Below are 23773 nucleotides of genomic sequence, written 5' to 3'. Positions count from 1 at the left end.
TGCCCGTGATGCTCTTCTTCATCCTCTTCCAGCGCTACATCGTCGACGGCGTCGCCACCCAAGGCCTCAAGGGCTGAGGATGGGGCGCGGCACGGCGGCGACGGAAGGGGTGGCCATGGCGGCAGGAACCGGGCGCGGGCGCGAGGGACGCCGCAAGCGCCCCGCGGGCGGCGGCGAGACCAGGACGGGTGCGGCCCTCGGGCTGTTCGCCGAGGTGGTGCTCGCCGGCGTGCTCGTCGCGGTGGGCAGCCTGCTGCTGGTCACCGCCGTACCCTCCCTGGCGGCGGGCGTGGCGCACGTCCGCCGCCAGGTGACCGGTCACGACATCGGCGTGGCCCGGTTCGTCCGTGACTGGTGGGCGGCGGTGCGGGCGCTGTGGCCGCTCGGTCTCGCGGCCGTCGGGGTGGCCCTGCTGCTGGCCCTGGACTGGCGGCTCGCCCGGGCGGACGTGCTGCCCGGCGCGGGTGTCGTCGCGGTGGTGGTCGCGGTCGCCGCGGCGGCGGTCGTCGTCGTGCTGGCGCGGGCCGCGGGCGCGTGGTCGGAGCCCGTCGCGGCGGGCGAGGGCCCCGGTCTGACGGCGCGCGAGGCGCTGGCCGTCGGCGCGCAGCGCACGCAGGACGACCTCACCGGAACGGTGCTGCTCGCCGTCGCGGCGGCGCTGTGCGTCGTCTTCGTCTGGATGCTGCCGCCGCTCGTCCTGGTGGCGGGCGGCCTGCTCGCCCTCGCCGTGGTGGGCGTCGAGACCCGACGCCGCGGCCGCCCGGCCTGACGATCTTCCGGCCGTGGTGCCGGGACCGCTCGGTCCCGGCACCACAGGCCCGCGGAGTCCGATCCCTGAGTGCAACGATGCAGAGAGGAACGACCCCATGCGAACGACCCGAACCACCACGGGCGCCGTCGCCGCGCTGACGGCGGGAGCGCTCGCCCTCGGCGGCGTCTCGGCCGCCGCGCAACCGGCGCAGGACGGACCCCACGACCGGCCGGCCGGCGTCCAGCTGGAGCACCTCGACCGCGGGCTGGTCGCCGCCTCGACCAGCGAGGGCGTGTTCCTGTCCTGGCGGCTGCTGGGCGACGAGGTCACCGGGCACACCGAGACGGGGATGGCCGGGCCGGGCTTCGCCGTCTTCCGCGACGGAAAGCGGGTCGCCACGGTCACGGACTCCACGAACTACGTCGACACCGAGGGGACCGCGGCCTCGCGCTACGCCGTCGCGCCCCTCACCGAGGACAAGCACGGCAGGGAGCGCGTCGGCACGCGCAGCGCCGCCGTCACCCCCTGGGCCGACGGTCACCTCGACATCCCGCTGAACAAGCCGGCCGACGGCGTCACCCCGGCCGGCGAGAGCTACACCTATTCGGCGAACGACGCGTCGGTGGCGGACCTCGACGGCGACGGCGAGCTCGAGATCGTGCTGAAGTGGGACCCGTCCAACGCGAAGGACGTCTCGCAGAAGGGGTACACGGGCAACGCGTACCTCGACGCCTACGAGCTGGACGGCACGCAGCTGTGGCGCATCGACCTGGGCGTGAACATCCGTGCGGGCGCCCACTACACGCAGTTCCCGGTGTACGACTTCGACGGCGACGGCCGTGCAGAGCTCATGGTGAAGACCGCGCCGGGCACCAAGGTCACGACGTACCGCCACGGCAAGCCCGCGAACGAGCGCTTCGTGCAGATCCCCAAGGACGACCGGAAGGCCGGCGTCACGCACGCGGACGACTACCGCTACAGCGCCGCGGACTACGCCGACCACCTGGAGGAGCTGTTCCGGGGCTGGTCCGACCAGCCCGAGGTGGTCTCAGGGCAGTGGCCGGCCACCCTCGAGGAGGCCTTCGGCATCGAGCCGCGATACGACTACCCGCTGTCCGCGGCGGACGCGCGCGAGCTGGTGGACTACTTCATCGACGTGTACGCGCCGGCGCGCTCGGCGCGCAACGACCTGCGCACCTTCGAGGGCTTCGTGATCTCCGGGCCGGAGTACCTCTCGGTGTTCGACGGCCGGTCCGGCACGCCGCTGGAGACGGTGGACTACGAGCCCGGCCGCACGGACGACGGGCTGCGGTGGGGCGACTACGCGATGGCGCGCATCGAGCCCGGCAACCGGGTCGACCGGTTCCTCGCCGGCGTGGCCTACCTCGACGGCGAGCGGCCCTCGGCGGTCTTCGCGCGCGGCTACTACACGCGCACCACGCTCGCCGCGTACGACTGGGACGGCCGGCACCTGTCGAAGCGCTGGGACGTGGACTCGGGGTGGACGCCGATGAGTAACCCGTTCGACGACTCGCCGCACGGCGTGCCCGGCACCGACCCCGAGCTCGGCTCGATCACCACGCAGGGCTTCCACTCGATGTCCGCCGCGGACGTCGACGGCGACGGCCGGCAGGAGATCGTCTACGGGTCGGCGACCATCGACGACGACGGTTCGCTGCTCTACTCGTCGTTCGACACGCTGCCCGACGGCAGCGGGAACCCGGGCGCCCAGGCGGGCCTGGGGCACGGCGACGCCATGCACGTCACCGACATCGACCCGGCGCGTTCCGGCCTGGAGATCTGGACGTGCCACGAGGGCGGCGCCTGGGCGCCCTACGGATCGGCGCTGCGCGACGCCGCCACGGGTGAGGTGCTGTTCGGGGCCTACTCGGGCCGCGACACGGGTCGCTGCCTGGTCGGCGACGTCGACCCCTCGCCCGGCATCGAGGTCTGGGCGTCCATGCCGGACGGCACCGACGCGTCCGGCCTCCTCAGCGCCACGGGTGAGCGGCTGCGGGCCACCACGCCGGGCACCAACCAGTCCGTGCGCTGGGCCGCCGACGGCACCACGCAGGTCGTCACGGGCGCGATCGACGTCACCCCGCAGATCGTGGACGGCGACGGCACGGTCCGCGCGACGCTCGACGGCACCGTCACGAACAACCACACCAAGGGCAACCCGTCGCTGGTCGCCGACGTGCTGGGCGACTGGCGCGAGGAGGTGCTGGTGCGCACGGCCGACTCGACGGCGCTGCGCCTGTACACGTCCACCGAGGTGAGCGACACGAAGATGTACACCCTCCTGCACGACCCGCAGTACCGGGCCGAGGTGGCCCGGCAGCAGACCGCCTACAACCAGCCGTCGTACCCGGGGTTCTACCTCGCCTCCGACACCGACTGGTCGCAGGTCCCCGTCCCGTCGCTGAGGTAGTCCCGATCCCGGAGCTACCTCGCCAGAGAGGAAACCCATGAAGCTCACTTCCCGGGGTCGCCGGCTCGCCGCCGTCGCCGCCCCCGCAGCCGTGGTCGCGCTGCTCGCCTCGTCGTGCTCGGCCGACGACGCCCCCTCGGGCGTCGCGGAGACCCTCGACCCGGACGAGAAGATCACCCTGACCGTCGCCTGGTGGGGCGACGACGACCGCGCCGCGCGGTACGAGGAGGCGTTGGACCTCTTCGAGGAGCAGCACCCGAACATCACGATCCAGAGCTCGTTCGTCACGTTCGACGACTACTGGACGGCGCGGGCCACGGAGGCGGCCGGCAGCTCGCTCCCCGACGTCATGCAGTTCGACTCGTCCTTCCTGCGCGAGTACGCGGGTACCGGGCAGCTGCTCGACGTCACCCCGTACCTGGGCGAGGGGGAGGACGCCGCGATCGACACGACGGAGCTGGCCCCGGAGCTCGTCGACTCCGGGAAGATCGACGACGCCGTCTACGCCGTGCCGACGGCCACGAACACGTGGGCGACGTTCTACAACCCGTCGGTGGTGGAGAAGCTCGGTCTGGAGCCGCCGTCGGAGGACTTCACGTGGGACGACCTCGCGGCGTGGACCGCCGAGGCGAGCAAGGCCGGCGCCGGGAAGGACCCGGCGCTGTACGGCGCCAACGACTACACCGGCGTGTTCTGGGCGTTCCTGCAGCACCTGGTGCAGGAGGGCGTCACGCCGTTCACGGACGACGGGAAGCTCGGGTTCACGCGCGAGGACATGGCCGAGTGGCTGCACTCGGGCGACGCGCTGCGCGAGGCCGGGGCGTTCTTCCCGGTGAAGCGCGCGCAGCAGCTCGCTCCGGAGGGCGGGTTCACGGTGAACGAGCAGGCGCTCGAGATGAGCTGGGACAACTTCCTCGCGGGGTACGTCGCGGGCTCCGGGCAGGACGACATCGCGATGCTGCCCTCGCCGTCCGGGTCCGACGGCGAGAAGCACATGTTCGCGCGGACGTTCCAGATGGCGGGCTCCGCGCACACCGAGCACCCCGCGGCCGTGGCCGCCCTGCTCGACTTCTTCGTCAACGAGCCCGAGGTGGGCCGGATCTTCGGCACCTCGAAGGGCGTGCCCGCCACGCAGGCGCAGCGCGACGCGATGGAGCTGGAGCCGGGCTCGGTGGACGAGCGCGTGGTGCGGTACGAGGAGGAGCACGCCGACGACATCACCGAGCCCGCGCCCATCCCCGTGGAGGGGTTCGGCGCCCTCGAGGCGGAGTTCAAGCGCCTCGGCGAGGAGCTCGCGTACGGCAACATCACGGTCGACGAGTTCGTCGAGCAGTGGTTCTCGACGGCGGAGTCGCAGCTCGCCTGACCGGCGGCGTCTCCCGCGATCGACACGACAGGAGCGACGAAGGAGCACCATGAAGGTCACCATCCTGGGCGCCGGCGCGATCGCCGGTGCGCACGTCGACGCCGTCCGTGCGCTGGCCTCGCACGGCGGCCCGGACGGCGTCGAGGTCACGCACGTCGTCGACGTGGACGCGGGCCGGGCGGCCGCGTTCGCGGCCGAGCACGGCGTGCCGCACCACGGCACCGACCTGCAGGCGCTGCTCGACGCCGGCGAGGTCGACGTCGTGCACGTCTGCACGCCGCCGGCGGTGCACCTGGACGCCGCCGTGGCGGCACTGCGGTCCGGCGCGCACGTCGTCGTGGAGAAGCCGGCCGTGCTGTCGCTGGCGGAGGCCGACGCCCTGGCGGCGGCGGAGCGGCAGGCGATCGACGCCGGCCTGCCGGGCCGGTTCACGCAGATCGTGCAGCACCGGTTCGGCGCGGGGATCCGGCGGCTGCGCCGGCTGCTCGACGACGGCACGCTCGGCCCGGCGTACGTCGCGCAGTGCGACACGCTCTGGTTCCGCACGCCCGAGTACTTCGCGGTGCCGTGGCGGGGCCGCTTCGACACCGAGGGCGGCGGCACCACCATGGGCCACGGCATCCACCAGTTCGACCTGCTGCTGGACGTGCTCGGCCCGTGGACCGAGGTGCGGGCGATGGCCGGCCGGCTCGCGCGGCACACCGACACCGAGGACGTCTCGACGGCGCTGGTGCGGTTCGCGAGCGGCACGATGGCGACGATCACGAACTCCGCGATCTCGCCGCGCCAGACGTCGCGCCTGCGCTTCGACACCGAGGCGGCGACCGTCGAGCTGGAGCACCTGTACGGGTACGACGACTCGAGCTGGACCGTCACGCCCGTGCCGGGACGAGAGGACGTCGCCGACGCCTGGGCAGCCGACGTCGCCTCGTCGGCGACGGCGTCCGTGGACGGCGGGGCGAGCGGCCACCTGGCGCAGCTCGTCCCCACCTACCGGGCCCTGGCCGCCGGGGGGACGCCGCCGGTGACCGTCGCGGACACCCGCGCGACCCTCGAGCTGGCGGCGGCGATCTACAAGTCCGCGTTCACGGACACCACGGTCCGCGCGGGCGAGATCGTCGAGGGCGACCCGTTCCACGCCTCCATGGCCGGCACCGGCACGCCCTGGCCCGCCGTGAGGTGAGCGAGGACGACACCGTCCCGACAGCAGAATCTCGCCCGCGCACGCCTGACCTCGGAGGCTCCCTCGTGATCACCCGCACCGACCACCCCCGCACGCTCCGCCTCGGTCGGGACGGACGCGCGGCGATCGACCCCGTCACCGGCGGGCCGGCGCAGCTCGTGGACGCCCGTTCGCCCGAGCGGACCTTCCTGCTGCCGGACACCGTCGACTGGCACTCGATCGAGCACCGGTGGGGCAGCGGCTTCGCCGTCACCGACCGCGGCGCCGGGCGGTGGCTGACGCCTTCGCGGCTCGACGTCGGCCCGGAGCGCGTTCTGGCCCGGTACGACGACGTCGCGGGCCTGCGCCTCGACGTCGAGCGCACGGGAGGCGACGTGCTGCGGGAGACGTACCGCTGGACCAACGCGGGCGCGGCCCGCCTGAGCGTCGGGGCCCTCGCCGTCCAGACGCCGTTCGCCGATCACTACCCCGACGCCCGGGGCGCGCTCGGCACGGCCGTGCACGCGCACGTCTTCGCCTCGGGGGCCGGCGCATGGGTCGCGGCGCAGCCCATGTCGGGGGAGGGGCGTCTGCTCGGGCTCGTCGTGCGGTCGGGCCGTGTCTCCGCCTACTCGGTGGAGTCCCGCAACCCGACCACCCTGTCCGACGTTCGCGGACACCTGGTGCTGCACGTGACCGACCACGCCCGCGCGCCGCACGCCTTCGGCGGCCAGGAGCCGGTCGTCCTGGAGCCAGGAGCGTCGTACGAGCTCGCGTGGGAGCTGAGCTGGTACGACACCGTCGCCGACCTGCTCGGCGCGATCACGGTCGGCGCGACGCTCGACCGGCTCACGGCGACCGTGGGCGACGAGCTGGTCGTGCGCACCGCCCCGGGCAGCACGCTGACGAGCGGGGGCGCCGGGGTCCGCGTGGCCTCGGACCCCGCCGGCAGCGAGCACCGCGTGGTGGGTGCGACCCCCGGACCGGTCACGCTCGACGTGCGGGCGCCGGGCGGTACGGAGGCCTGGCGCACGGAGGTGCTGGTGCACCGGTCGCTGCGGGAGACGGTCGAGCGCCGCTGCCGCTACGTGCTGGACCACCAGCGCGCCACAGACCGGCCGGGCCTGCTGCGGCACGCCCTCGTGCCGGTCGACACCCGCACGCTGCTGACCCAGACGACGAACGCCTGGTCGGACTGGACCGACGGGTCGGAGCGCGCCGGGATGGCGTTGCTGCTGCAGCGCGCGCGGAGCGCGGGCTGGCTCGACGACGAGGTCGGGGCGGAGGCCGACGAGGTGCTGGACGGCTGGGGCGAGTTCGCTCGGACCCACCTGCTGGACGAGACCTGCGCACCCCGGCGCGGCTCCCAGGACCATCGCTCCGGGATCCGGCTCTACGACGCCCCCTGGCTGTCCGCGTTCTTCCTGGAGCGCCACCAGGCCACCGGCGACGACCGCCACCTCGATACGGCCGCCACCATCCAGGCGCGGGCCGTCGAGCTGGGGGCCGAGCAGTTCCTCGCCATCCACGGACCCGAGACCACCGTCGCCGTCGCGACGGCGCTGGCGGCGGCGGGACGGGACGGGGAGGCCGCCGACCTGCGCAAGCACCTCGTGGCGAGCGCGCAGCACTTCCTCGGCCTCGGCACGGACCTCCCGGCGCACGAGGTCGCCTACGAGCAGTCCATCGTCGCGCCGTTGCTGAGCCTGTGGTGCGAGGCCCACCGCCTGACCGGCGACGCCGACCTGCACGACGCCGTCGAGCGCTCGCTGCCGTGGCTGCTGGCCTTCGGCGGGCCGCAGCCGCACGTCCGGCTGCGGAACGTCGCGATCCGGCACTGGGACGGCTACTGGTTCGGCACGGACCGGCTGTGGGGAGACGTCTTCCCGCACCACTGGAGCACGCTGACCGCCGCCGTCCTCACCCAGCTCCCCGACGACCTGCGCGACGAGCGCACCCGCGGGACCGCCGAGGAGATCCTGCGGGCCAACCTCGTCAGCTACCGCGACGACGGGTCCGCGACCTGTGCGTTCGTCATGCCGAGCTGCGTGGACGGACGCCCGGCGCATCGCGACGACCCGCTCGCGAACGACCAGGACTGGCACCTCGCCACCTGGTTGCGGCTGCTGTCCGAGGGTGCCGTCGACGCGGTCTGACCGGGCCCGTGAGGGCGCCCGGTGCGGGGCGGGAGGGGGCCGACGCCGGCAGGACCGTCGGCCGGCACGCCCGAGACGGGTTTGACCGGAACGTTCGACGCGCTGTTAACGTGACCACGCTCACACGAGCCCGGGGCACCCGCCCCGGCCCGACGTCACGACGAAGTGGGGACGGATGCGACAGGTCACGAGACGGGAGCTCCTCGGCTGGGGGCTCGCCGGGGGAGCGTCGGCGCTGCTCGCCGGGTGCGCCACGCCCGGCACCACGTCGGTCAACGCCCAGCCGGTGATACCGGCGGCGGGGGAGAAGGTCACGCTCACGTACTGGGCCTGGCTGAAGGACCTGCAGAAGGTGGCCGACGTCTGGAACGCCAAGCACCCGGACGTCCAGGTGCAGGTGTCCTGGATCCCCGGCGGCAACGACGGCGGGTACCAGAAGATGTACTCGGCCCTCGCGGCCGGGGGCGGGCCCGACCTGGCGCAGGTGGAGATGCGCACCGTGCCGGAGTTCATGCTGGTCAACGGGCTGGTGGACCTGGAGCGGTACGGCGTCTCCGAGCACGCGGACAAGTTCGACCAGACGCTGTGGAGCCAGGTGAGCTTCGCCGGTGGCGTCTACGGCATCCCGCAGGACTCCGGCCCGGTGGGCATGTACTACCGCCCGGACCTGTACGAGCAGGTGGGCGCGGACGTCCCCACCACGTGGGCGCAGTGGGCGGAGGTCGCCCCCGCGTTCCGCGAGATCGGCGCCTACATCGACTCCTTCCCGCTCGACGACACGTCGGTGTTCACGGCCCACGCCATGCAGGCCGGGGCGACGTGGCTGCGCAGCGCCGAGGACGGCTGGGTCATCGACATGGCCGGCGAGGTCACGCTCGACGTCGCGCGCTTCTTCGACCAGGTCATCGACGACGACCTGGTGACCACGGCCGCCAACCCGTACACGCCCGGCTGGTACGCGGCCGCGGCGCACGACCAGATCGCCTCGCTGGTGAGCGCGAGCTGGGGCGACGCGCTGCTGCAGAGCGTCAGCGGCGCCGAGGGGAAGTGGCGCGTGGCGCCCGCCCCGCGCTGGGACCACGGCTTCGGGTCGTCGTTCATCGGCGGCTCGACGTCGGCCGTGCTGGCGAACAGCCAGCACCCGAAGGAGGCGATGGAGTTCGCCGTCTGGATGAACACCGACCCGGAGGGGATCGACGCGATGATCAAGTACTCCGGCATCGGGTGGTCGCCGGCCCGCGACTACATCGGCGCGGCGCGCGAGGAGCCGAGCGAGTTCTTCGGCGGCCAGCGCTACAACACCGAGGTCTTCCAGCCGGCCACGCAGGACCAGAACCCCGACTGGCAGTGGTGGCCCATCACCCAGCAGACGTTCAACATCCTGGGCGACGGGTTCCGGCGCAAGGCGACGGGCGGCACGCTCGTGGACGCCGTCGTCGCCGCGGAGGAGCGGACCATCGAGGTGTTCCGACAGAAGGGCCTGACGATCCGGAGGGCGGAGCGATGACCGCGAAGAAGGCGAGCACCGCCGTCGGGCGGGCGCCCTGGATCCTCGTGGGTCCGTTCCTCCTGCTGTTCCTGCTCACGTTCGTGCTGCCGATCATCGTGGCGATCGGGCAGAGCTTCACCACCGTCACGCGCGCCGGCCTGTTCGGCGAGCAGGGCGTCACCACCGGGTTCGCCTGGTTCGAGAACTACCGGATCGCGCTGGAGGACGGGAACTTCGTCGCGTCGATCGGGCGGATGCTGCTGTTCGGCGTCGTGCAGGTGCCGGTGATGATCGTCGCCGCGACGGTGCTGGCGCTGATGCTCGAGTCGGCGTCGGCGCGCTGGCCCGGCTTCTTCCGCGCCACCTACTTCATGCCGTACGGCATCCCGGGCGTCATCGCGACCATCCTCTGGTCGTTCCTCTACGTGCCCGGGCTGAGCCCGATCATCGACCTCACCGAGACGCTGTTCGGGTTCACGCCCGACTTCCTCGGCGCGGGGACGGTGCTGTGGTCGATCGCGAACATCGTCACCTGGACGTACGCGGGCTACAACATGCTCATCATCGTGGCCCAGCTCAAGGCCATCCCGCCGGAGATGTACGAGGCGGCGCGCGTGGACGGCGCGGGGCCGTGGCGCACGGCGTGGAGCATCCAGCTGCCGCTGATCCGCCCGGCGCTGGTGCTCACCACCGTCTTCTCGATCATCGGCACGCTGCAGCTCTTCGCCGAGCCGCAGCTCCTCATGACCGTCTCGCCGGCGATCGACTCGCAGTACACGCCGAACCTGTCCGCGTACACGACCGCCTTCGCCTACAACGACTACAACGTCGCCGCCGCCCAGTCCGTGCTCATCGCGCTCGTGGCGTTCGCGCTGTCCTTCCTCTTCCTGAGGCTGACGAACAGGAGCTCGCGATGACCGCCGCCGTCTCCACCGCGCCGCAGCGCATCGACGCGCCGGACACCCCGGCCGCGACCCCGGGCGGTCGCCGGCGTCGCCCGGCGACGACGATCCTCGTCACCGGCATCCTCGCCGTCGTCGCGATCTACTTCCTCGTGCCCGTCTACTGGGTGGTCGTCGCCGCTTCGAAGACGACGGACGACCTCTTCGGCACCAACGGCTTCTGGTTCGGCAGCTCGTTCGCGCTGTTCGACAACCTCGCCGCGGTGCTCACCTACGGCGACGGCGTCTTCATCCGCTGGTTCGCCAACTCCGTGCTGTACGCGGGGGTGGGCGGGCTGATCGCCACCTACCTGGCTGCGGCGGGCGGGTACGCCCTGGCCAAGTACCAGTTCCGGGGGCGCAACCTCATCTTCGGGCTCGTGCTCGGCGGCGTCCTCGTGCCCGGCACGGCCACGGCCCTGCCGCTGTTCCTGCTGTTCAGCCAGCTCGGGCTCGCCAACACGTACTGGAGCGTGCTGATCCCGTCGCTGGTGTCGCCGTTCGGGTTCTTCCTGTGCCGCATCTACGCGGACGCCACCGTGGACACCTCCCTCATCGAGGCCGCCCGCATCGACGGCGCGGGGGAGCTGCGCATCTTCCACACCCTGGGCCTGCGGATCATGACGCCGGCGCTCGTGACGGTCTTCCTCTTCCAGATCGTCGGCATCTGGAACAACTACTTCCTGCCCCTGGTCATGCTCAGCGACCAGGACCTCTACCCGATCACCCTCGGGCTCAACAACTGGAACAGCCAGACCGACCGGCTGCCCGAGTTCTACGAGCTCACCACCGGGGGCGTGCTGCTCTCGGTCATCCCGCTCGCCGTCGCCATGATCGTGCTGCAACGGTTCTGGCGCGGCGGCCTGACGGAAGGCGCCGTGAAGGCATGATCGCCGCATGACCCTGCACTCCCCGCTCCCGCACGAGTCCACCGCGCCCTGGTCCGGGCGGGTCGAGCCGCCACGGTCCGCGCCCGCCGGGGACGCGCCCCGGCTCTCCCTCGACGGCAACTGGGGCTTCCGCCTCCTGCCCGGCGTCCCCGGCACCCCGGGCGCACAGGGTGTCCTGAACGTCGGCGTCCTGCCCGACGGCGAGGGGCCGGCCGACTTCGCGCAGCCGGGCTACGCGACGTCGCCCGCCGCGGGCTGGGGCGAGCTCCCCGTGCCCGCGCACTGGGTGCTCGAGGGCGACGGCGCGCACGGCCGCCCGATCTACACCAACGTGCAGTTCCCGTTCCCCGTGGACCCCCCGCACGTGCCCGACGAGAACCCGACCGGCGACTACCGTCGCGACGTCGACGTGCCGGCGTCGTGGACCGAGGACGGGCGCGTGCTGCTGCGGTTCGACGGCGTCGAGTCGTTCTTCACGGTGTGGGTGAACGGCGAGGAGGTGGGCTCGGCGTCCGGCAGCCGGCTGGCGCACGAGTACGACGTCACCGACGCGGTGCGCCCGGGCACGAACACCGTGGCCGTGCGCGTGGTGCAGTGGTCGGCCGCGAGCTACCTCGAGGACCAGGACCAGTGGTGGCTGCCCGGCATCTTCCGCGACGTCACCCTGCTGCACCGCCCCGTGGGCGCGCTCGACGACGTCTGGCTGGACGCGGACTACGACCCTGCGACCGGGGAGGGCGTCCTCGTCCCCGAGGTGCGCGCCGACGCCGCGGCGTTCCCCGTGCGGCTGCGCGTACCCGAGCTCGGGGTCGACGTCGCGTGGGCCGCGCCGGAGGACGTCGCCCCCGTCGCCGTGGGCGCCGTCGAGCCGTGGTCGGCGGAGGAGCCGAACCTGTACGACGTGACGGTCGCGTCGGCCGCCGAGACGGTCTCCCTGAGGGTCGGCTTCCGGCGGGTGCAGATCGTGGGCGACCTGCTGCTCGTCAACGGTCGCCGGGTCGTGTTCTCCGGGATGAACCGGCACGAGACGCACCCCGACCGCGGGCGCGTCTTCGACGAGGAGCACGCCCGCGCCGACCTCGCGCGGATGAAGCAGCACAACGTCAACGCCATCCGCACCAGCCACTACCCGCCGCACCCGCGCGTCCTGGACCTGGCCGACGAGCTGGGCCTGTGGGTGATCCTCGAGACCGACCTGGAGACGCACGGCTTCGAGGCCGGCGGCTGGGTGGGCAACCCCAGCGACGACCCCCGCTGGCGCGAGGCCTACCTCGACCGTGTGCGCCGCACCGTCGAGCGCGACAAGAACCACGCGAGCATCGTGCTGTGGTCGCTGGGCAACGAGTCGGGCACGGGCGCCAACCTCGCGGCGATGGCGGAGTGGGTGCACCACCGCGACCCGTCGCGGCCCGTGCACTACGAGGGCGACTACGCCGGCGAGTACACCGACGTCTACTCGCGGATGTACTCGACCGTGCCGGAGACGGCGTCGATCGGGAGCTCCGCGGACGGGGGCGACCTGTCGCCGCTGCTCGGCTGCTCGATCGCCGACTCCGCCCGGCAGCGGTCCAAGCCGTTCCTGCTGTGCGAGTACGCGCACGCCATGGGCAACGGCCCGGGCGCGCTCGACCAGTACCGCGAGCTCGTCGACACCCACCCGCGCCTGCACGGCGGGTTCGTCTGGGAGTGGCGTGACCACGGGCTGCGCACCACGACGGCGGACGGCACCGAGTTCTTCGCGTACGGCGGCGACTTCGGCGAGGTGGTGCACGACGGCAACTTCGTCATGGACGGCATGGTGCTGTCCGACGACACCCCCAGCCCCGGGCTCGTCGAGTTCTGGCACGTCGAGCGGCCGGTCGTGGTGCGGCCGTCCGGCGGCGCGGCGTCGGGGAGCGTCGAGATCTGGAACCGCCGGCACACGGCGGACACCGCCGACCTCGCGCTGCGCTGGCGCGTCGAGCACGACGGCGAGACGGTCGCCTCGGGCGAGGCCGCTGTGGCGGACGGCGACGGCGCGCCCGTCGGCGCGGGGGAGCGGGCCGTCGTCGGGCTGCTCGACCCCACGTCGCTCCCGGCCGCGGCCCCCGGCGCCGAGGCGTTCCTCACCGTGGAGCTCGCGCTGCGCGAGGCCGCGTCGTGGGCCGACGCCGGGCACCTCGTCGCGCGCGACCAGTGGGCGCTGCCGACGCCGGCCGCGGTCCGGGAGCGCGGTCGTCCGGCCGCGGCGCTCGCGGACGCGCCCGTCGCGTTCCGCGGCCCGGAGCTGGTCGCGCTGGCCGGGGCGGACGTGTCCGCACCGCGCGTCGAGCTGTGGCGCGCGCCCACCGACAACGACCGCGGCGCCGCGATGGGCAGCTACGACGCCGACGACCCGACCACCCTCCCGTGGCGGGGCACCCCCGCGCCGCCCGCCGCCGACCGCTGGCGCCGCCAGGGCCTGGACCGGCTCACGCACCGCACCGTCGCCGTGGAGCAGACGGCCGACCGGCTGCGCGTGCAGCGGCGGGTGTCCGCGGCGCAGAGCCGCGCGTCCATCGCCGTCGAGGAGACGTGGACCGCCGAGCGGGCCGCGGACGGCGTCGTCGAGGCCGTGCTGCGCGTGGTGATGACGCCGGACGACCACTGGGACGACGTGTGGCCCCGGGTCGGTGTGCACCTGGGGCTGCCGACCGACGTCGACGGCGCCGGGTGGTTCGGGCTCGGCCCGCACGACTCGTACCCGGACGTGCGCTCGTCGGTCGTGGTGGGGCGCCACCGCGCGGGGATCGACGACCTGACCGTGCGGTACGCGCGGCCGCAGGAGTCGGGGCACCGGTCCGAGGTGCGCGAGCTCGTGCTGGAGCGTGGCGGGCGCGCGTGGGCGGGCCTCACGCTCGGCCGCGACGCCCGTGGCCGCCTGCCCGGGTTCACGCTCGCCCGGCACTCGGCCCACGAGCTCTCCGCGGCGGCCCACCCGCACGAGCTCCCCGCGCCCGAGCGGCACCACCTGTACGTGGACGCCGCCCAGCACGGCCTGGGCTCCCGCGCCTGCGGGCCCGACGTCTGGCCCACGGCGATGCTCCGTCCCCAGGCCCGCACGCTCGAGCTGCGCTGGCGAGCCCTCTGATGCTGTGAGCGGGCGTTCGGCCCTGTTTCGGCTCCGAAACAGGGCCGAACGCCCGCTCACAACAGGGGTTGTCGGGGCGTGGACGAGTCGGCGACGATCGCACCGCCGTCGAGCACGAGCCGCCGGCCGCGGAAGCGCTCGCGCATCAGGCGGTCGTGGGACACGAGGACGAGGGTGCCCTCGAACTCCGCGAAGGCCCGCTCCAGCTCCTCGACCAGCGCGGGGGACAGGTGGTTGGTCGGCTCGTCGACGAGCAGCACGTCGGTCGTGGTGGTGACGACCCGGGCGAGCTCGAGGCGGGAGCGCTGGCCCTGGGACAGTTCGCGGACGGGCCGGGGCAGGTCGTCGGGGCGGAACAGGCCCGTCGCGAGCAGCGCCTCCGCGTGCTCCTCCAGGTCGCCGGCTCGCCCGGCCGCGAACGCGTGCAGCACGGTGCGGCCGTCGTCGGGGGAGAACGCGCCCGCCTGTCGCAGGTGCCCGACGACGCCCGTGCTGCGCGCGGCCCCCGCGTCCGGCGCGACCTCGCCCGCGATCACGCCCAGCAGCGTGCTCTTGCCCGCGCCGTTCCGGCCGGTCACGAGCACGTGCTCGCCGGCGGCCACCGTGAGGCGGGGTACCGAGAGCCGGCCGCGCACCTCGACCCCGTCGAGCTCGACGGCGCCTTCGCCCTCACCGGCACCGGCGGGCGCGGCGGTGGCGACGTCCGTCCGGAACGCGGCGCGGTCGGCGGGCCGCTCGGCGGGGTCGTCGGACAGCCGCCGCAGCCGCTCCTTGGCATTGCGGACGCGGCCGGTGGCGCCGTGGGTGCGTGCCCGGGACCGGAACGCGCCGGAGCCGAACGACGCCATGGGGAGCTTGCGCGGGATCTGCTCCATCGCCTCGACGTTGCTGTCGAGCAGGCGCCGCTGGCGCGCGACGTCCGCCTGCCACCGCTCGTACGCGAGCCGCAGCTGCTCACGCTCGGCCTCCTTGGCGGCGAGGTAGCCCGACCAGCCGGCGCCGTAGCGGCGGGCGCGGCCGCCGTCGACCTCGACGAGCGTCGTCGTGAGGTCGGCCAGGAACGCGCGGTCGTGCGTGACGGCGACGACGGTGCCGTCGTGCGACCGCAGCCGCTCGGTGAGCCAGTCGAGGCCGGCGTCGTCGAGGTCGTTGGTCGGCTCGTCGAGCAGGAGCAGCTCGGGGTCGGCGGCGAGCGTCGCCGCCAGCACGAGGCGCGAGCGCTCGCCGCCCGACAGGGTGCCGAGCGCGCGGCCGCGGTCCAGGCCGGGCAGCCCGAGGCGGTGCAGCGCGACGTCCACGCGACGGTCGGCCCCGCGCCCGTCGCGGGCGTCGAAGCGCGCGGTGAGCTCCGCGTAGCGGCGCAGCGCGTCGTCGAGGTCAGTGCCGTCGAGCGCCCCGAGCCGGTCCTCGAGCGCGGCGACCTCCGCCGCGAGCGCGCGGACGTCCGCCAGCACGAGGTCGATCGCCTGCGCGACGGTGCGCTCGGGAGGGAGGTCGAGCGTCTGCGGCAGGTGGCCGACGCCGCCCGCGGCGCGCACGACGCGCGTGCCGTTCTGCGGCTCCAGCACGCCGGCAACGACGGCGAGGAACGTGCTCTTGCCGGAGCCGTTGTCGCCGACGACGCCCACGCGCTCGCCGGGGGCGACGGTCAGGGACAGACGGTCGAGCACCACGCGGTCGGCGTAGCGCAGGGTGATGTCGGTGAGGGTGAGCTGTGACGGGTCCACGGGCGGGACTCCTTCCGTCGCCGGTGTCGGCGGTCGTGGAGGACGGCGGTCGCGCGTGTGCTCACAGAGTTCCCATCGCCGTGCACCTTACGCACCGCCGCCATCCGCCTCCAGGGGATTGTTGTGAGCGGACGTTTGGCCCCGTTTCGGGACCGAAACGGGGCCAAACGTCCGCTCACAACGGACCGGGGGTCACCAGGACAGGGTGACCGGGCCGAGGAGGCCGGACGGGCGCCGGTCGCCCTCGTACCAGTTGGCGGCGCTGTTGCTCACCAGCACGTCGAGGGTGCGGCGGCCCGGGGCGAGGGCGCCGAGGTCCACGACGTGCGGAGCGGACAGCGCGTGCCCGACCACGATGCCGTCCACGCGCACCGTCGCGGCCTCGCCCACGACGCCCAGGTCCAGGCGGGCCGCGGCCGCGCCGTCCGGCACGTCCACCTCGGCCGTGTAGCGCACCGACCCGGACAGCCGACGCAGTCCGGGCAGCCCGGACCAGTCGCCGAGCACCAGCTCCGCGGGCACGACGGCGTCCGTCGCGTCGGCGGCGAGCGCGCCGACCACGCGCTCGACCGTGCCGCGCCAGCCGGTGACCTCGACGGCGCGTCCCGACGTCGGGCGGGCCGGCGACACGGCGTGCCCGGCGGCGGGGACCAGGGCGAGGGTGCTCCGGCGCTCCAGCTCCAGCAGCACGCGGCCCCGCTCGTCGCGCTCGACGGCGTGCCGGGCGTCGGTGAACGGGTCCCACCAGCACGCGTCGTCGGGCAGGGACGGCAGGCGGAGCCGGGTACGGATCGGGGTCTCGCCCTCGTGGAAGAAGACGTACCCCGCACCGCGCGCAAGCACGACGGCCCGGAGGTCGGGCGTGGCAGGCTCGGCGTCCACCACCGGGACGCCCGCCGCCCGCAGCCGGTCCTTGAGGGCGGCGACGTCGGGAACGCCGTCGTCGGGGTCGAGCAGGACGGCGTACCCGGCGGCCGCGCGCTCGTCGTCGCGGTCCACGTACCCGAAGTCGACCTGCGCCTCCAGCAGCGCCCGCACGACCGGGCCGGACGGCACGGCATCCGCGCGGCCGAGCACGCCGACGGACCAGACCGGAGGAGCGGCGTCCAGCAGCTGCGCCGCCCGCCGTACGTACCCGACGAAGGCCGGCAGGTGCGGCCACCACGAGTTCCAGCGGCCCAGGTCGGGCTCGCTCTCGAACGCCCGCCCGCCGCGCACGGAGGCGAAGAACGCGTGCAGCACCGGCGTCGTCACCCCGCGCGACAGGTACCAGTCCAGCAGCCAGCGCGCCTCGTCCAGGCTGAGCCGCCAGCCGTAGGCGCCGAGCACCTCCGTCACCGCCGGAACCCCGCCGCGGGCCCGGGCGGCGCTCGCCGCGACCTTCGGCGCCGTGCTCTCCGGCCCGTCGACGCCGCTGGTCGCGGCGTCGTCGCCGGGCAGCACCCACCGCCACACGGTGTCCTGCCCGGGCCAGTGCAGGCGCGCGGCGGTGGCCAGGTCGTCCGGCTCGGCCGGGTGGCCGGTCAGCGCGAGGCCGTGCGCGGCGCACCACGCGGCCTGCGCGTCGTAGTACACGCGGTGCAGCCGCGCGCGCACGGCGTCGTCCCAGTCGCGCACGAACCCGGTGGCGTCGGGGTCCGTGCCGCCGGGGCGCGTGCCCTCGCCGTCCCACAGCTCGGGCAGCCGGAGCAGCACGTCCGCCTCGCCGACGCCCAGGGCGGCCGCGACCTCCGCCTCCAGCCCCGGCGTGTACGGGCGGGCGAGCGGGCGGTGCCCGCGGCCGAGCAGGAACGGCTCGTCGGTGAACATCGCCACCACCGTCGTCCCCAGGTGCTCCCCGAGGGCCGCGGCGTACACGTCGTGCGTCAGCTCCAGGAACGCCGCGACGGCGTCCGGGTTCAGCAGGTCCGCCGCCGGCGGCGCGAGCGCGGACCCGTCGTCCTGCTCCGCGTGCGCGCCGCGGATCATGCCGCCGCTGGCCGCCTCGAACACCGCCGTCACGCGCCACGCGCCGGGCGGCAGGTCCAGCCGCACCAGCCCCGGCGCGCGGACCGGCAGCAGCACGGCGTCGTCGCCCGCGTCGTCCGCGTCGTCCCGTCGCCGCGCGACGACGGCGAGCAGCCGCGCGTCGAGGTCGCGGCCCAGCGCGGGGCGCCAGTACCCGGCGTCCGTGGGGTGGGCGCCGGCCGGCACCTCGACGTCGTGCGTCACCGGCACCAGGCACCGGGACGCGAACGCCGGGTCGCGCGCCACGACGGCACCGTTGGCCGAGCCGGACGGGTACGACGCCTCGTCGTACAGCATCACCGCCAGCCCCAGCCGGGCGCACTCGTCGACCGCGACGCGCACCAGCCGCAGGAACTCGTCCGTCAGGTAGCCCACCCGCCGGCTCAGCCCGACGCGCGCGCTGAGCGTCACCCCCACGAACCCCGCCCCCGCGATCTCGCGGAGCTGCGCCAGCACGGTGGCGTCGTCGAGGTCGTCGTTCCAGAACACGAACGCGTACGGCCCCACCGGCCCCCGGGGTCGTTGTGGGTGTGCTCGTGGCCCCGTCTCCGGGCCGGACGGGGCCACCAGCGCACCCACAACGGCGGGGTCGGTCATCCGTCGACCCGCACCACGCGCACGGCGCCGGCGGGCACCGCGAGGGTGCCCTCGACGGCGTCACCGCTCAGCAGCTCCGTGCCGGTCACCGGGGCGTCCGGCGCGCCGAGCGTCGCGTCGTCCTCCGTGTGGTTGATGGCGAACAGCCACGACGTCGTGCCGTCGTCGGCCCACCGCCGCACGACCTCCACGCCCGCCGGCGCGGCGACGTCGGGCCCCACGCCGGCCTCGGCCACGAGCCGCTCGGCGAGCGCGCCCAGGCCCGCGTCGTCGAGCCGCGTCGCGACGTACCACGCCCGGCCCGCGCCGACCTCGCGCCGGGTGACCGCCGGGCGCCCCGCGAGCGCGCCGTCGTCGTACGACGCGACCACCTCCGTGCCGTCGAGGACGTGCGTCTTCTCGGTCCACAGGTCGGCCGTGGCCTCGCCGCCGACGACCTTGCCGACCACGCGCACCGACTCGGTCTCCTGCAGCGGGTGGAACTCCTCGGTGCGCACGCCGAGCAGGTCGCGGAACGCACCCGGGTAGCCACCGAGGCGCACGTGGTCGTTCTCGTCCACGATGCCGGAGAAGTAGGTGACGACGACGGTCGCGCCGCGCGCGGCGGCGGCCGCGACGTTCGCGGCGTCGGCGTCCGTGGCGACGTACGTGGTGGGCAGCACCACGAGGTCGTAGCCGGTGAGGTCGGCGCCCGGCGGCACGAGGTCGGTCGTGACGCCGAGCCGCCAGAGCGCCCGGTACCAGGCCTGGACCTGGTCCATGTAGCGCAGGTCCTGCGTGGGATGCGAGTCGAGCTCCGACCCCCACCACGACGGGTAGTCCACGACGACGGCCGCGCGCGACCGCACCCGCGACCCGCGCACCTCGCCCAGCGCGCGCAGCGCGCGGCCGAGCGTCACGACGTCCCGCCAGACGTCCGAGTCCCGGCCGGCGTGGGGCACCATCGCCGAGTGGTACTTCTCGGCGCCCGCCTTCGACTGGCGCCACTGGAAGAACATCACCGCGTCCGCGCCGCGCGCCACGTGCTGCAGCGAGTGGCGCAGCATCTCGCCCGGGGCCTTGGGCGTGTTGCGGGGCTGCCAGTTCACGGCCGACGTCGAGTGCTCCATGAGGATCCACGGTGCGCCGCCCGCGACGCCGCGCGTGAGGTCGGCGGAGAACGCGAGGTCCACGTGCCGCTCGGGGTCCGCGGGGTAGGTGTAGTGGTCGTTCGCGACGACGTCGAGCTCCGGCCCCCACCGGAAGTAGTCCATGCCGCGGCAGTGCGCCGTCGCCATGAGGTTGGTCGTGACGGGCACGTCCGGCGTGATCTCCCGGAGCGTGTCGCGCAGGTCGAGGTAGTAGTCGAGCAGCGAGTCGGAGGAGAACCGGTGGAAGTCGAGCTGCTGCGTCGGGTTGGCGAAGGTCGGCGCGACCAGCGGTGGCAGCACGTCCTCGAACGACCCGTAGCGCTGCGACCAGAACGCCGTGCCCCACGCCTCGTTGAGCGCGTCGACCGTGCCGTAGCGCGCCCGCAGCCAGTCGCGGAACGCCGCCGCGGCGGAGTCCGAGTAGTCGCGCGACACGTGGCAGCCGATCTCGTTGTCCACGTGCCAGACGGCGAGCGCCGGGTGGTCGCGGTAGCGCTCGGCGATGCGGGTGGTCATGCGCAGCGCGTAGTCGCGGTGCACGGGGTGGGTGACGGCGTAGGCCTGGCGGCCGCCCTGCTGCAGCACGGTGCCGTCGGCCAACCGGGGGAGGATCTCGGGGTGCTTGCGGGTGAGCCACGGCGGCGGCGACGCGGTGGCGGTCGCGAGCGCGACCTTGATGCCGGCGGAGTGCAGCCGGTCCATCGTCTCGTCGAGCCAGGTCCAGTCGAGCTCGCCCTCACGTGGCTCGATGGTGGCCCAGGCGAAGATCGCCACGCTGAGGACGGTGACGCCAGCTTCGCGCATCAGCTCGAGGTCCTCGAGGCGCACGTCCTGCGGCCACTGCTCGGGGTTGTAGTCGGCCCCGAAGGCCAGGCCGTCGAGGCCGGCGTTCCAGGGGCGGGGGGTCGGGGTGGACTCCGGTGTCGTGCGTCGTCGCATGGCCCGAGTCTGTCATGTATCGATTCAACGGGGAAGCGCTTGCCGTGCGCGGCGGCGCTTCGCGCGAGCGATCCTCCGCGTCGTCCGCGCCGATGACGCGAAGGACGGTTCGGTTCGGTGGAGGCGGTGGCGGCTCAGCCGACGCCGGTCGTGGACTCGCGGACGACCAGCTCCGGCTGGAACGTCACCTGCTCCACGACGTCGTCCGGGTCCAGCAGCAGGTCCGCCGCGCGGTGGCCGAGCTGGTGCGTCGGCTGGCGCACGGACGTGAGCGGCGTGGCCAGCTCGCCGGCGAACGTGACGTCGTCGTACCCGACGACCGCCATGCCGGACGGCACGGGGACGTCGGCGGCGCGGAGCGTGCGCAGGGCGCCGAGGGCGGTGAGGTCGTTGACGCACATGGTGGCCGTCGGGCGGTCGGCGAGCGCGAGCACCTGCTCGGTGCCGGCCTGGCCGCCGTCGGCGTTGAGCGTGGCGATCGTGATCTCGACCAGCGCCTCGGCGGGGTCGAGCCCGAGCTCCACGAGGGCGTCGTGCAGGCCGGCGCTGCGGTCGGCGCACTGGCGGATGGTGTGCGGCCCGTTGAGGAAGGCGATCCGCTCGTGCCCGAGGTCGACGAGGTGGCGCGCGGCGGCCGCGGCGCCCGCGCGGTCGTCGACGGCCACGGACGACAGCGTGTCGACCGGCGACGGGCGGTCGAGCAGCACGACGCGCAGCCCCCGCGCCCGCAGCGTCTCCAGGTGCTCGACGTCCGGCGTGGCGGGCACGACCATCACGCCCTGCACGCCGTGCTCCTCGAAGAGGCGTAGGTAGCGTGCCTCGCGCTCCGGCTTCTCGTCGGAGCTGGCGAGCATGAGCGTGTAGTCCGCCTCCTCGAGGCGGTCCTCGATGCCGCGCGCGACGTCGGTGAAGAACGGGTTGGACACGTCGAGCACGATGGCGCCCGCCGTCGTGAGGGTGCCGGCGCGGAGCTGACGGGCGGAGCCGTTGGGCACGAACGCGAGGTCGTCGATCGCGGCGAGCACCCGCTCGCGGGTGGCCGGCGAGACGCGGTCCGGGCGGTTGAGCACGTTCGAGACCGTGCCGACCGACACCTTGGCCTGGCGCGCGACGTCACTGATGGACGCGCGGCGGCGGGGGGCGGTCGTCGTCATGGGCTGCTCCTCGGGTTCGGGCGCGTCGTCACGCCTGGGTCCCAGCGTAGAGGTACCTGGGTGCCGGGGCCGGGCGCTGTCCGGCGTCGTCTCGTCTTGCTAGGTTCATGCTATGAACCGTTTCATCGACGACGGCGCAACGACGCACGTCTGTTTCGTGTCCCGCGTGCGGCGCGACCGGCTCGAGGAGTACAAGGCCGCGCACGCCGCCGTCTGGCCCGAGATGCTCGAGGCGCTCGCGGAGACCGGTTGGCACGACTATCGCCTGTTCCTCGGCGCCGACGGGTTGCTGGTCGGCGTCCTGCGCACCGACGACTACGAGCGCGCGCAGCGCGACATGGCCGCCCGCGAGGTGAACGAGCGCTGGCAGGCCGCCATGAAGGACTTCTTCGAGCCCGCCGAGGGGCGGCCCGACGAGGGGTTCGTCCAGCTCGAGGAGGTCTTCCACCTCGAGTCGCAGCTCGACGCCGCGCGCCGCGCCGACTGACCGCCCGCGACCTGTCAGGGCCACGCGCACGTATGCCTGCTCTTGATCCTGACAACTCCCAGCGCTCGCGAGTTGTCAGGGCTACGTTCACGTATACCTGCTCCTGCCCCTGACAAGTCGGCGGGCGAGTGTTCGAACGTGCGCAGTCGGTTGACGCCGTGGTGCAGCACCCCTAGGCTATGAAACGATTCAAAGCGCGGTCGCCCCGCCGGCCGCACCAGCACCGCGCGAGGGAGCGCGGACGAGGAGGAGACATGACGGCGACGACGCCCGTGCTCGACGCACGGCTGCGCAAGGCCCTCGGCGAGCAGACGATCGAGCTGCCCTCGTGGGCGTTCGGCAACTCGGGCACCCGGTTCAAGGTGTTCGGCACGCCCGGGACCCCCCGCGACCCGTACGAGAAGATCGCGGACGCCGCCCAGGTGCACCGCTACACGGGGGTCGCGCCGCGCGTGTCGCTGCACGTCCCGTGGGACCTGGTCGACGACTTCGCCGACCTGGCCCGGCACGCCAAGGAGCACGGCGTGACCATCGGGATGATCAACTCGAACCTGTTCCAGGACGACGACTACAAGCTCGGCTCCCTCACGCACTCCGACCCGGCGGTGCGCCGCAAGGCGGTCGCCCACCACGTGCAGTGCATCGACGTCATGCGCGCCACGGGGTCCAAGGAGCTGAAGGTCTGGCTGCCGGACGGCACCAACTACCCCGGCCAGGACTCGATCCGCGCCCGTCAGGACCGGCTCGCCGAGTCGCTCGCGGAGATCTACGCCGAGCTCGACGACGACCACCGCATGGTGCTCGAGTACAAGTTCTTCGAGCCGGCGTTCTACCACACGGACGTGCCGGACTGGGGCACCTCCCTGCTGCACTGCCTGGCCCTCGGCGAGAAGGCGAACGTCGTGCTGGACACGGGCCACCACGCGCCCGGCACCAACATCGAGTTCATCGTGGCGCAGCTGCTGCGCCAGGGCCGGCTCGGGGCGTTCGACTTCAACTCGCGCTTCTACGCCGACGACGACCTCATGGCCGGCGCCGCGGACCCGTTCCAGCTCTTCCGGATCATGCACGAGATCGTGCAGGCGGACGCGCTGCGCCCGGAGTCGGGGGTGAACTTCATGCTCGACCAGTGCCACAACGTCGAGGACAAGATCCCCGGCCAGATCCGCTCCGTGATGAACGTCCAGGAGGCCACGGCCAAGGCGCTGCTCGTGGACGCGGAGGCGCTCGACGCCGCCCAGCGCTCCGGCGACGTGCTCGGCGCCAACGGTGTGCTCATGGACGCCTACAACACCGACGTGCGCGGCCTGCTCGCCGACCTGCGCGCCGAGCAGGGCCTCGACCCCGAGCCCATGAAGGCGTTCGCGGCGTCCGGCTACCTGGCGCAGATCGCGGCCGAGCGGGTCGGTGGCCAGCAGGCCGGCTGGGGCGCCTGAG

15 protein-coding genes are annotated in these 23773 nt (G+C 73.8%); 11 read left to right on the top strand and 4 right to left on the bottom strand.

Annotated elements, in window-relative coordinates; all coding sequences use genetic code 11:
• Positions 1-115 precede the first annotated feature (115 nt).
• The 9 genes from ACQP60_RS19935 (at position 116) to ACQP60_RS19895 (ending at position 14295) form a co-directional block, all read left to right on the top strand.
• Entirely contained in the window at positions 116-769 is a 654-nt protein-coding gene (locus ACQP60_RS19935) for a hypothetical protein (RefSeq protein ID WP_429736183.1), read from the top strand.
• A gap of 97 nt (positions 770-866) precedes the next feature.
• A complete protein-coding gene (locus ACQP60_RS19930; protein ID WP_429736181.1) occupies positions 867-3182 on the top strand; it encodes a rhamnogalacturonan lyase in 2316 nt (771 codons plus the stop codon).
• Positions 3183-3219: 37 nt separating this feature from the next.
• Positions 3220-4548, top strand: coding sequence for an ABC transporter substrate-binding protein (locus ACQP60_RS19925; RefSeq protein WP_429736179.1), 1329 nt, complete (start codon positions 3220-3222; stop codon positions 4546-4548).
• A 49-nt stretch (positions 4549-4597) separates the two neighbouring features.
• Positions 4598-5731: a Gfo/Idh/MocA family protein gene (locus tag ACQP60_RS19920; protein WP_429736177.1), complete on the top strand. Its 1134-nt coding sequence runs from the start codon at positions 4598-4600 to the stop codon at positions 5729-5731.
• A 65-nt stretch (positions 5732-5796) separates the two neighbouring features.
• Complete coding sequence (locus tag ACQP60_RS19915; RefSeq protein WP_429736175.1) at positions 5797-7866, top strand: hypothetical protein; 2070 nt, start codon at positions 5797-5799, stop codon at positions 7864-7866.
• 175 nt (positions 7867-8041) lie between these two features.
• Positions 8042-9373 carry an ABC transporter substrate-binding protein gene (locus tag ACQP60_RS19910; protein ID WP_429736173.1) on the top strand — a complete coding sequence of 444 codons (1332 nt, stop codon included), beginning with the start codon at positions 8042-8044 and terminating at the stop codon, positions 9371-9373.
• Positions 9370-10272: a carbohydrate ABC transporter permease gene (locus ACQP60_RS19905; protein WP_429736171.1), complete on the top strand. Its 903-nt coding sequence runs from the start codon at positions 9370-9372 to the stop codon at positions 10270-10272. The genes ACQP60_RS19910 and ACQP60_RS19905 overlap by 4 nt, the downstream gene beginning before the upstream one ends.
• Complete coding sequence (locus tag ACQP60_RS19900) at positions 10269-11186, top strand: carbohydrate ABC transporter permease (protein WP_429736169.1); 918 nt, start codon at positions 10269-10271, stop codon at positions 11184-11186. The genes ACQP60_RS19905 and ACQP60_RS19900 overlap by 4 nt, the downstream gene beginning before the upstream one ends.
• Positions 11187-11193: 7 nt before the next feature.
• Positions 11194-14295, top strand: coding sequence for a glycoside hydrolase family 2 TIM barrel-domain containing protein (locus ACQP60_RS19895; protein WP_429736167.1), 3102 nt, complete (start codon positions 11194-11196; stop codon positions 14293-14295).
• A gap of 56 nt (positions 14296-14351) precedes the next feature.
• On the opposite strand, the gene abc-f is transcribed toward ACQP60_RS19895, so the two are convergent.
• From abc-f to ACQP60_RS19875, 4 genes are all read right to left on the bottom strand, one after another.
• On the bottom strand, positions 14352-16022 hold the full coding sequence (gene abc-f, locus ACQP60_RS19890; RefSeq protein WP_429736165.1) for a ribosomal protection-like ABC-F family protein: 1671 nt from the start codon (positions 16020-16022) through the stop codon (positions 14352-14354).
• Positions 16023-16214: 192 nt separating this feature from the next.
• Complete coding sequence (locus tag ACQP60_RS19885) at positions 16215-18536, bottom strand: hypothetical protein (protein WP_429736163.1); 2322 nt, start codon at positions 18534-18536, stop codon at positions 16215-16217.
• Between the two features lie 86 nt (positions 18537-18622).
• The gene (locus ACQP60_RS19880; protein WP_429736161.1) at positions 18623-20695 is read right to left on the bottom strand and encodes a beta-galactosidase; all 2073 of its coding nucleotides are present in this window, start codon (positions 20693-20695) and stop codon (positions 18623-18625) included.
• Positions 20696-20829: 134 nt separating this feature from the next.
• Positions 20830-21849 carry a LacI family DNA-binding transcriptional regulator gene (locus ACQP60_RS19875; protein ID WP_429736159.1) on the bottom strand — a complete coding sequence of 340 codons (1020 nt, stop codon included), beginning with the start codon at positions 21847-21849 and terminating at the stop codon, positions 20830-20832.
• A gap of 112 nt (positions 21850-21961) precedes the next feature.
• Here ACQP60_RS19875 and ACQP60_RS19870 point away from each other — a divergent pair, with 112 nt between their 5' ends.
• Entirely contained in the window at positions 21962-22336 is a 375-nt protein-coding gene (locus tag ACQP60_RS19870) for an L-rhamnose mutarotase (RefSeq protein WP_429736157.1), read from the top strand.
• 254 nt (positions 22337-22590) lie between these two features.
• Entirely contained in the window at positions 22591-23772 is a 1182-nt protein-coding gene (gene rhaI, locus ACQP60_RS19865; protein ID WP_429736155.1) for an L-rhamnose isomerase, read from the top strand.
• Position 23773: the final 1 nt, after the last annotated feature.

The sequence above is a fragment of the Isoptericola variabilis genome, assembly GCF_050311655.1.
Taxonomy (GTDB): domain Bacteria; phylum Actinomycetota; class Actinomycetes; order Actinomycetales; family Cellulomonadaceae; genus Isoptericola; species Isoptericola variabilis.
This window is presented reverse-complemented; position numbering and strand designations above follow the sequence as displayed.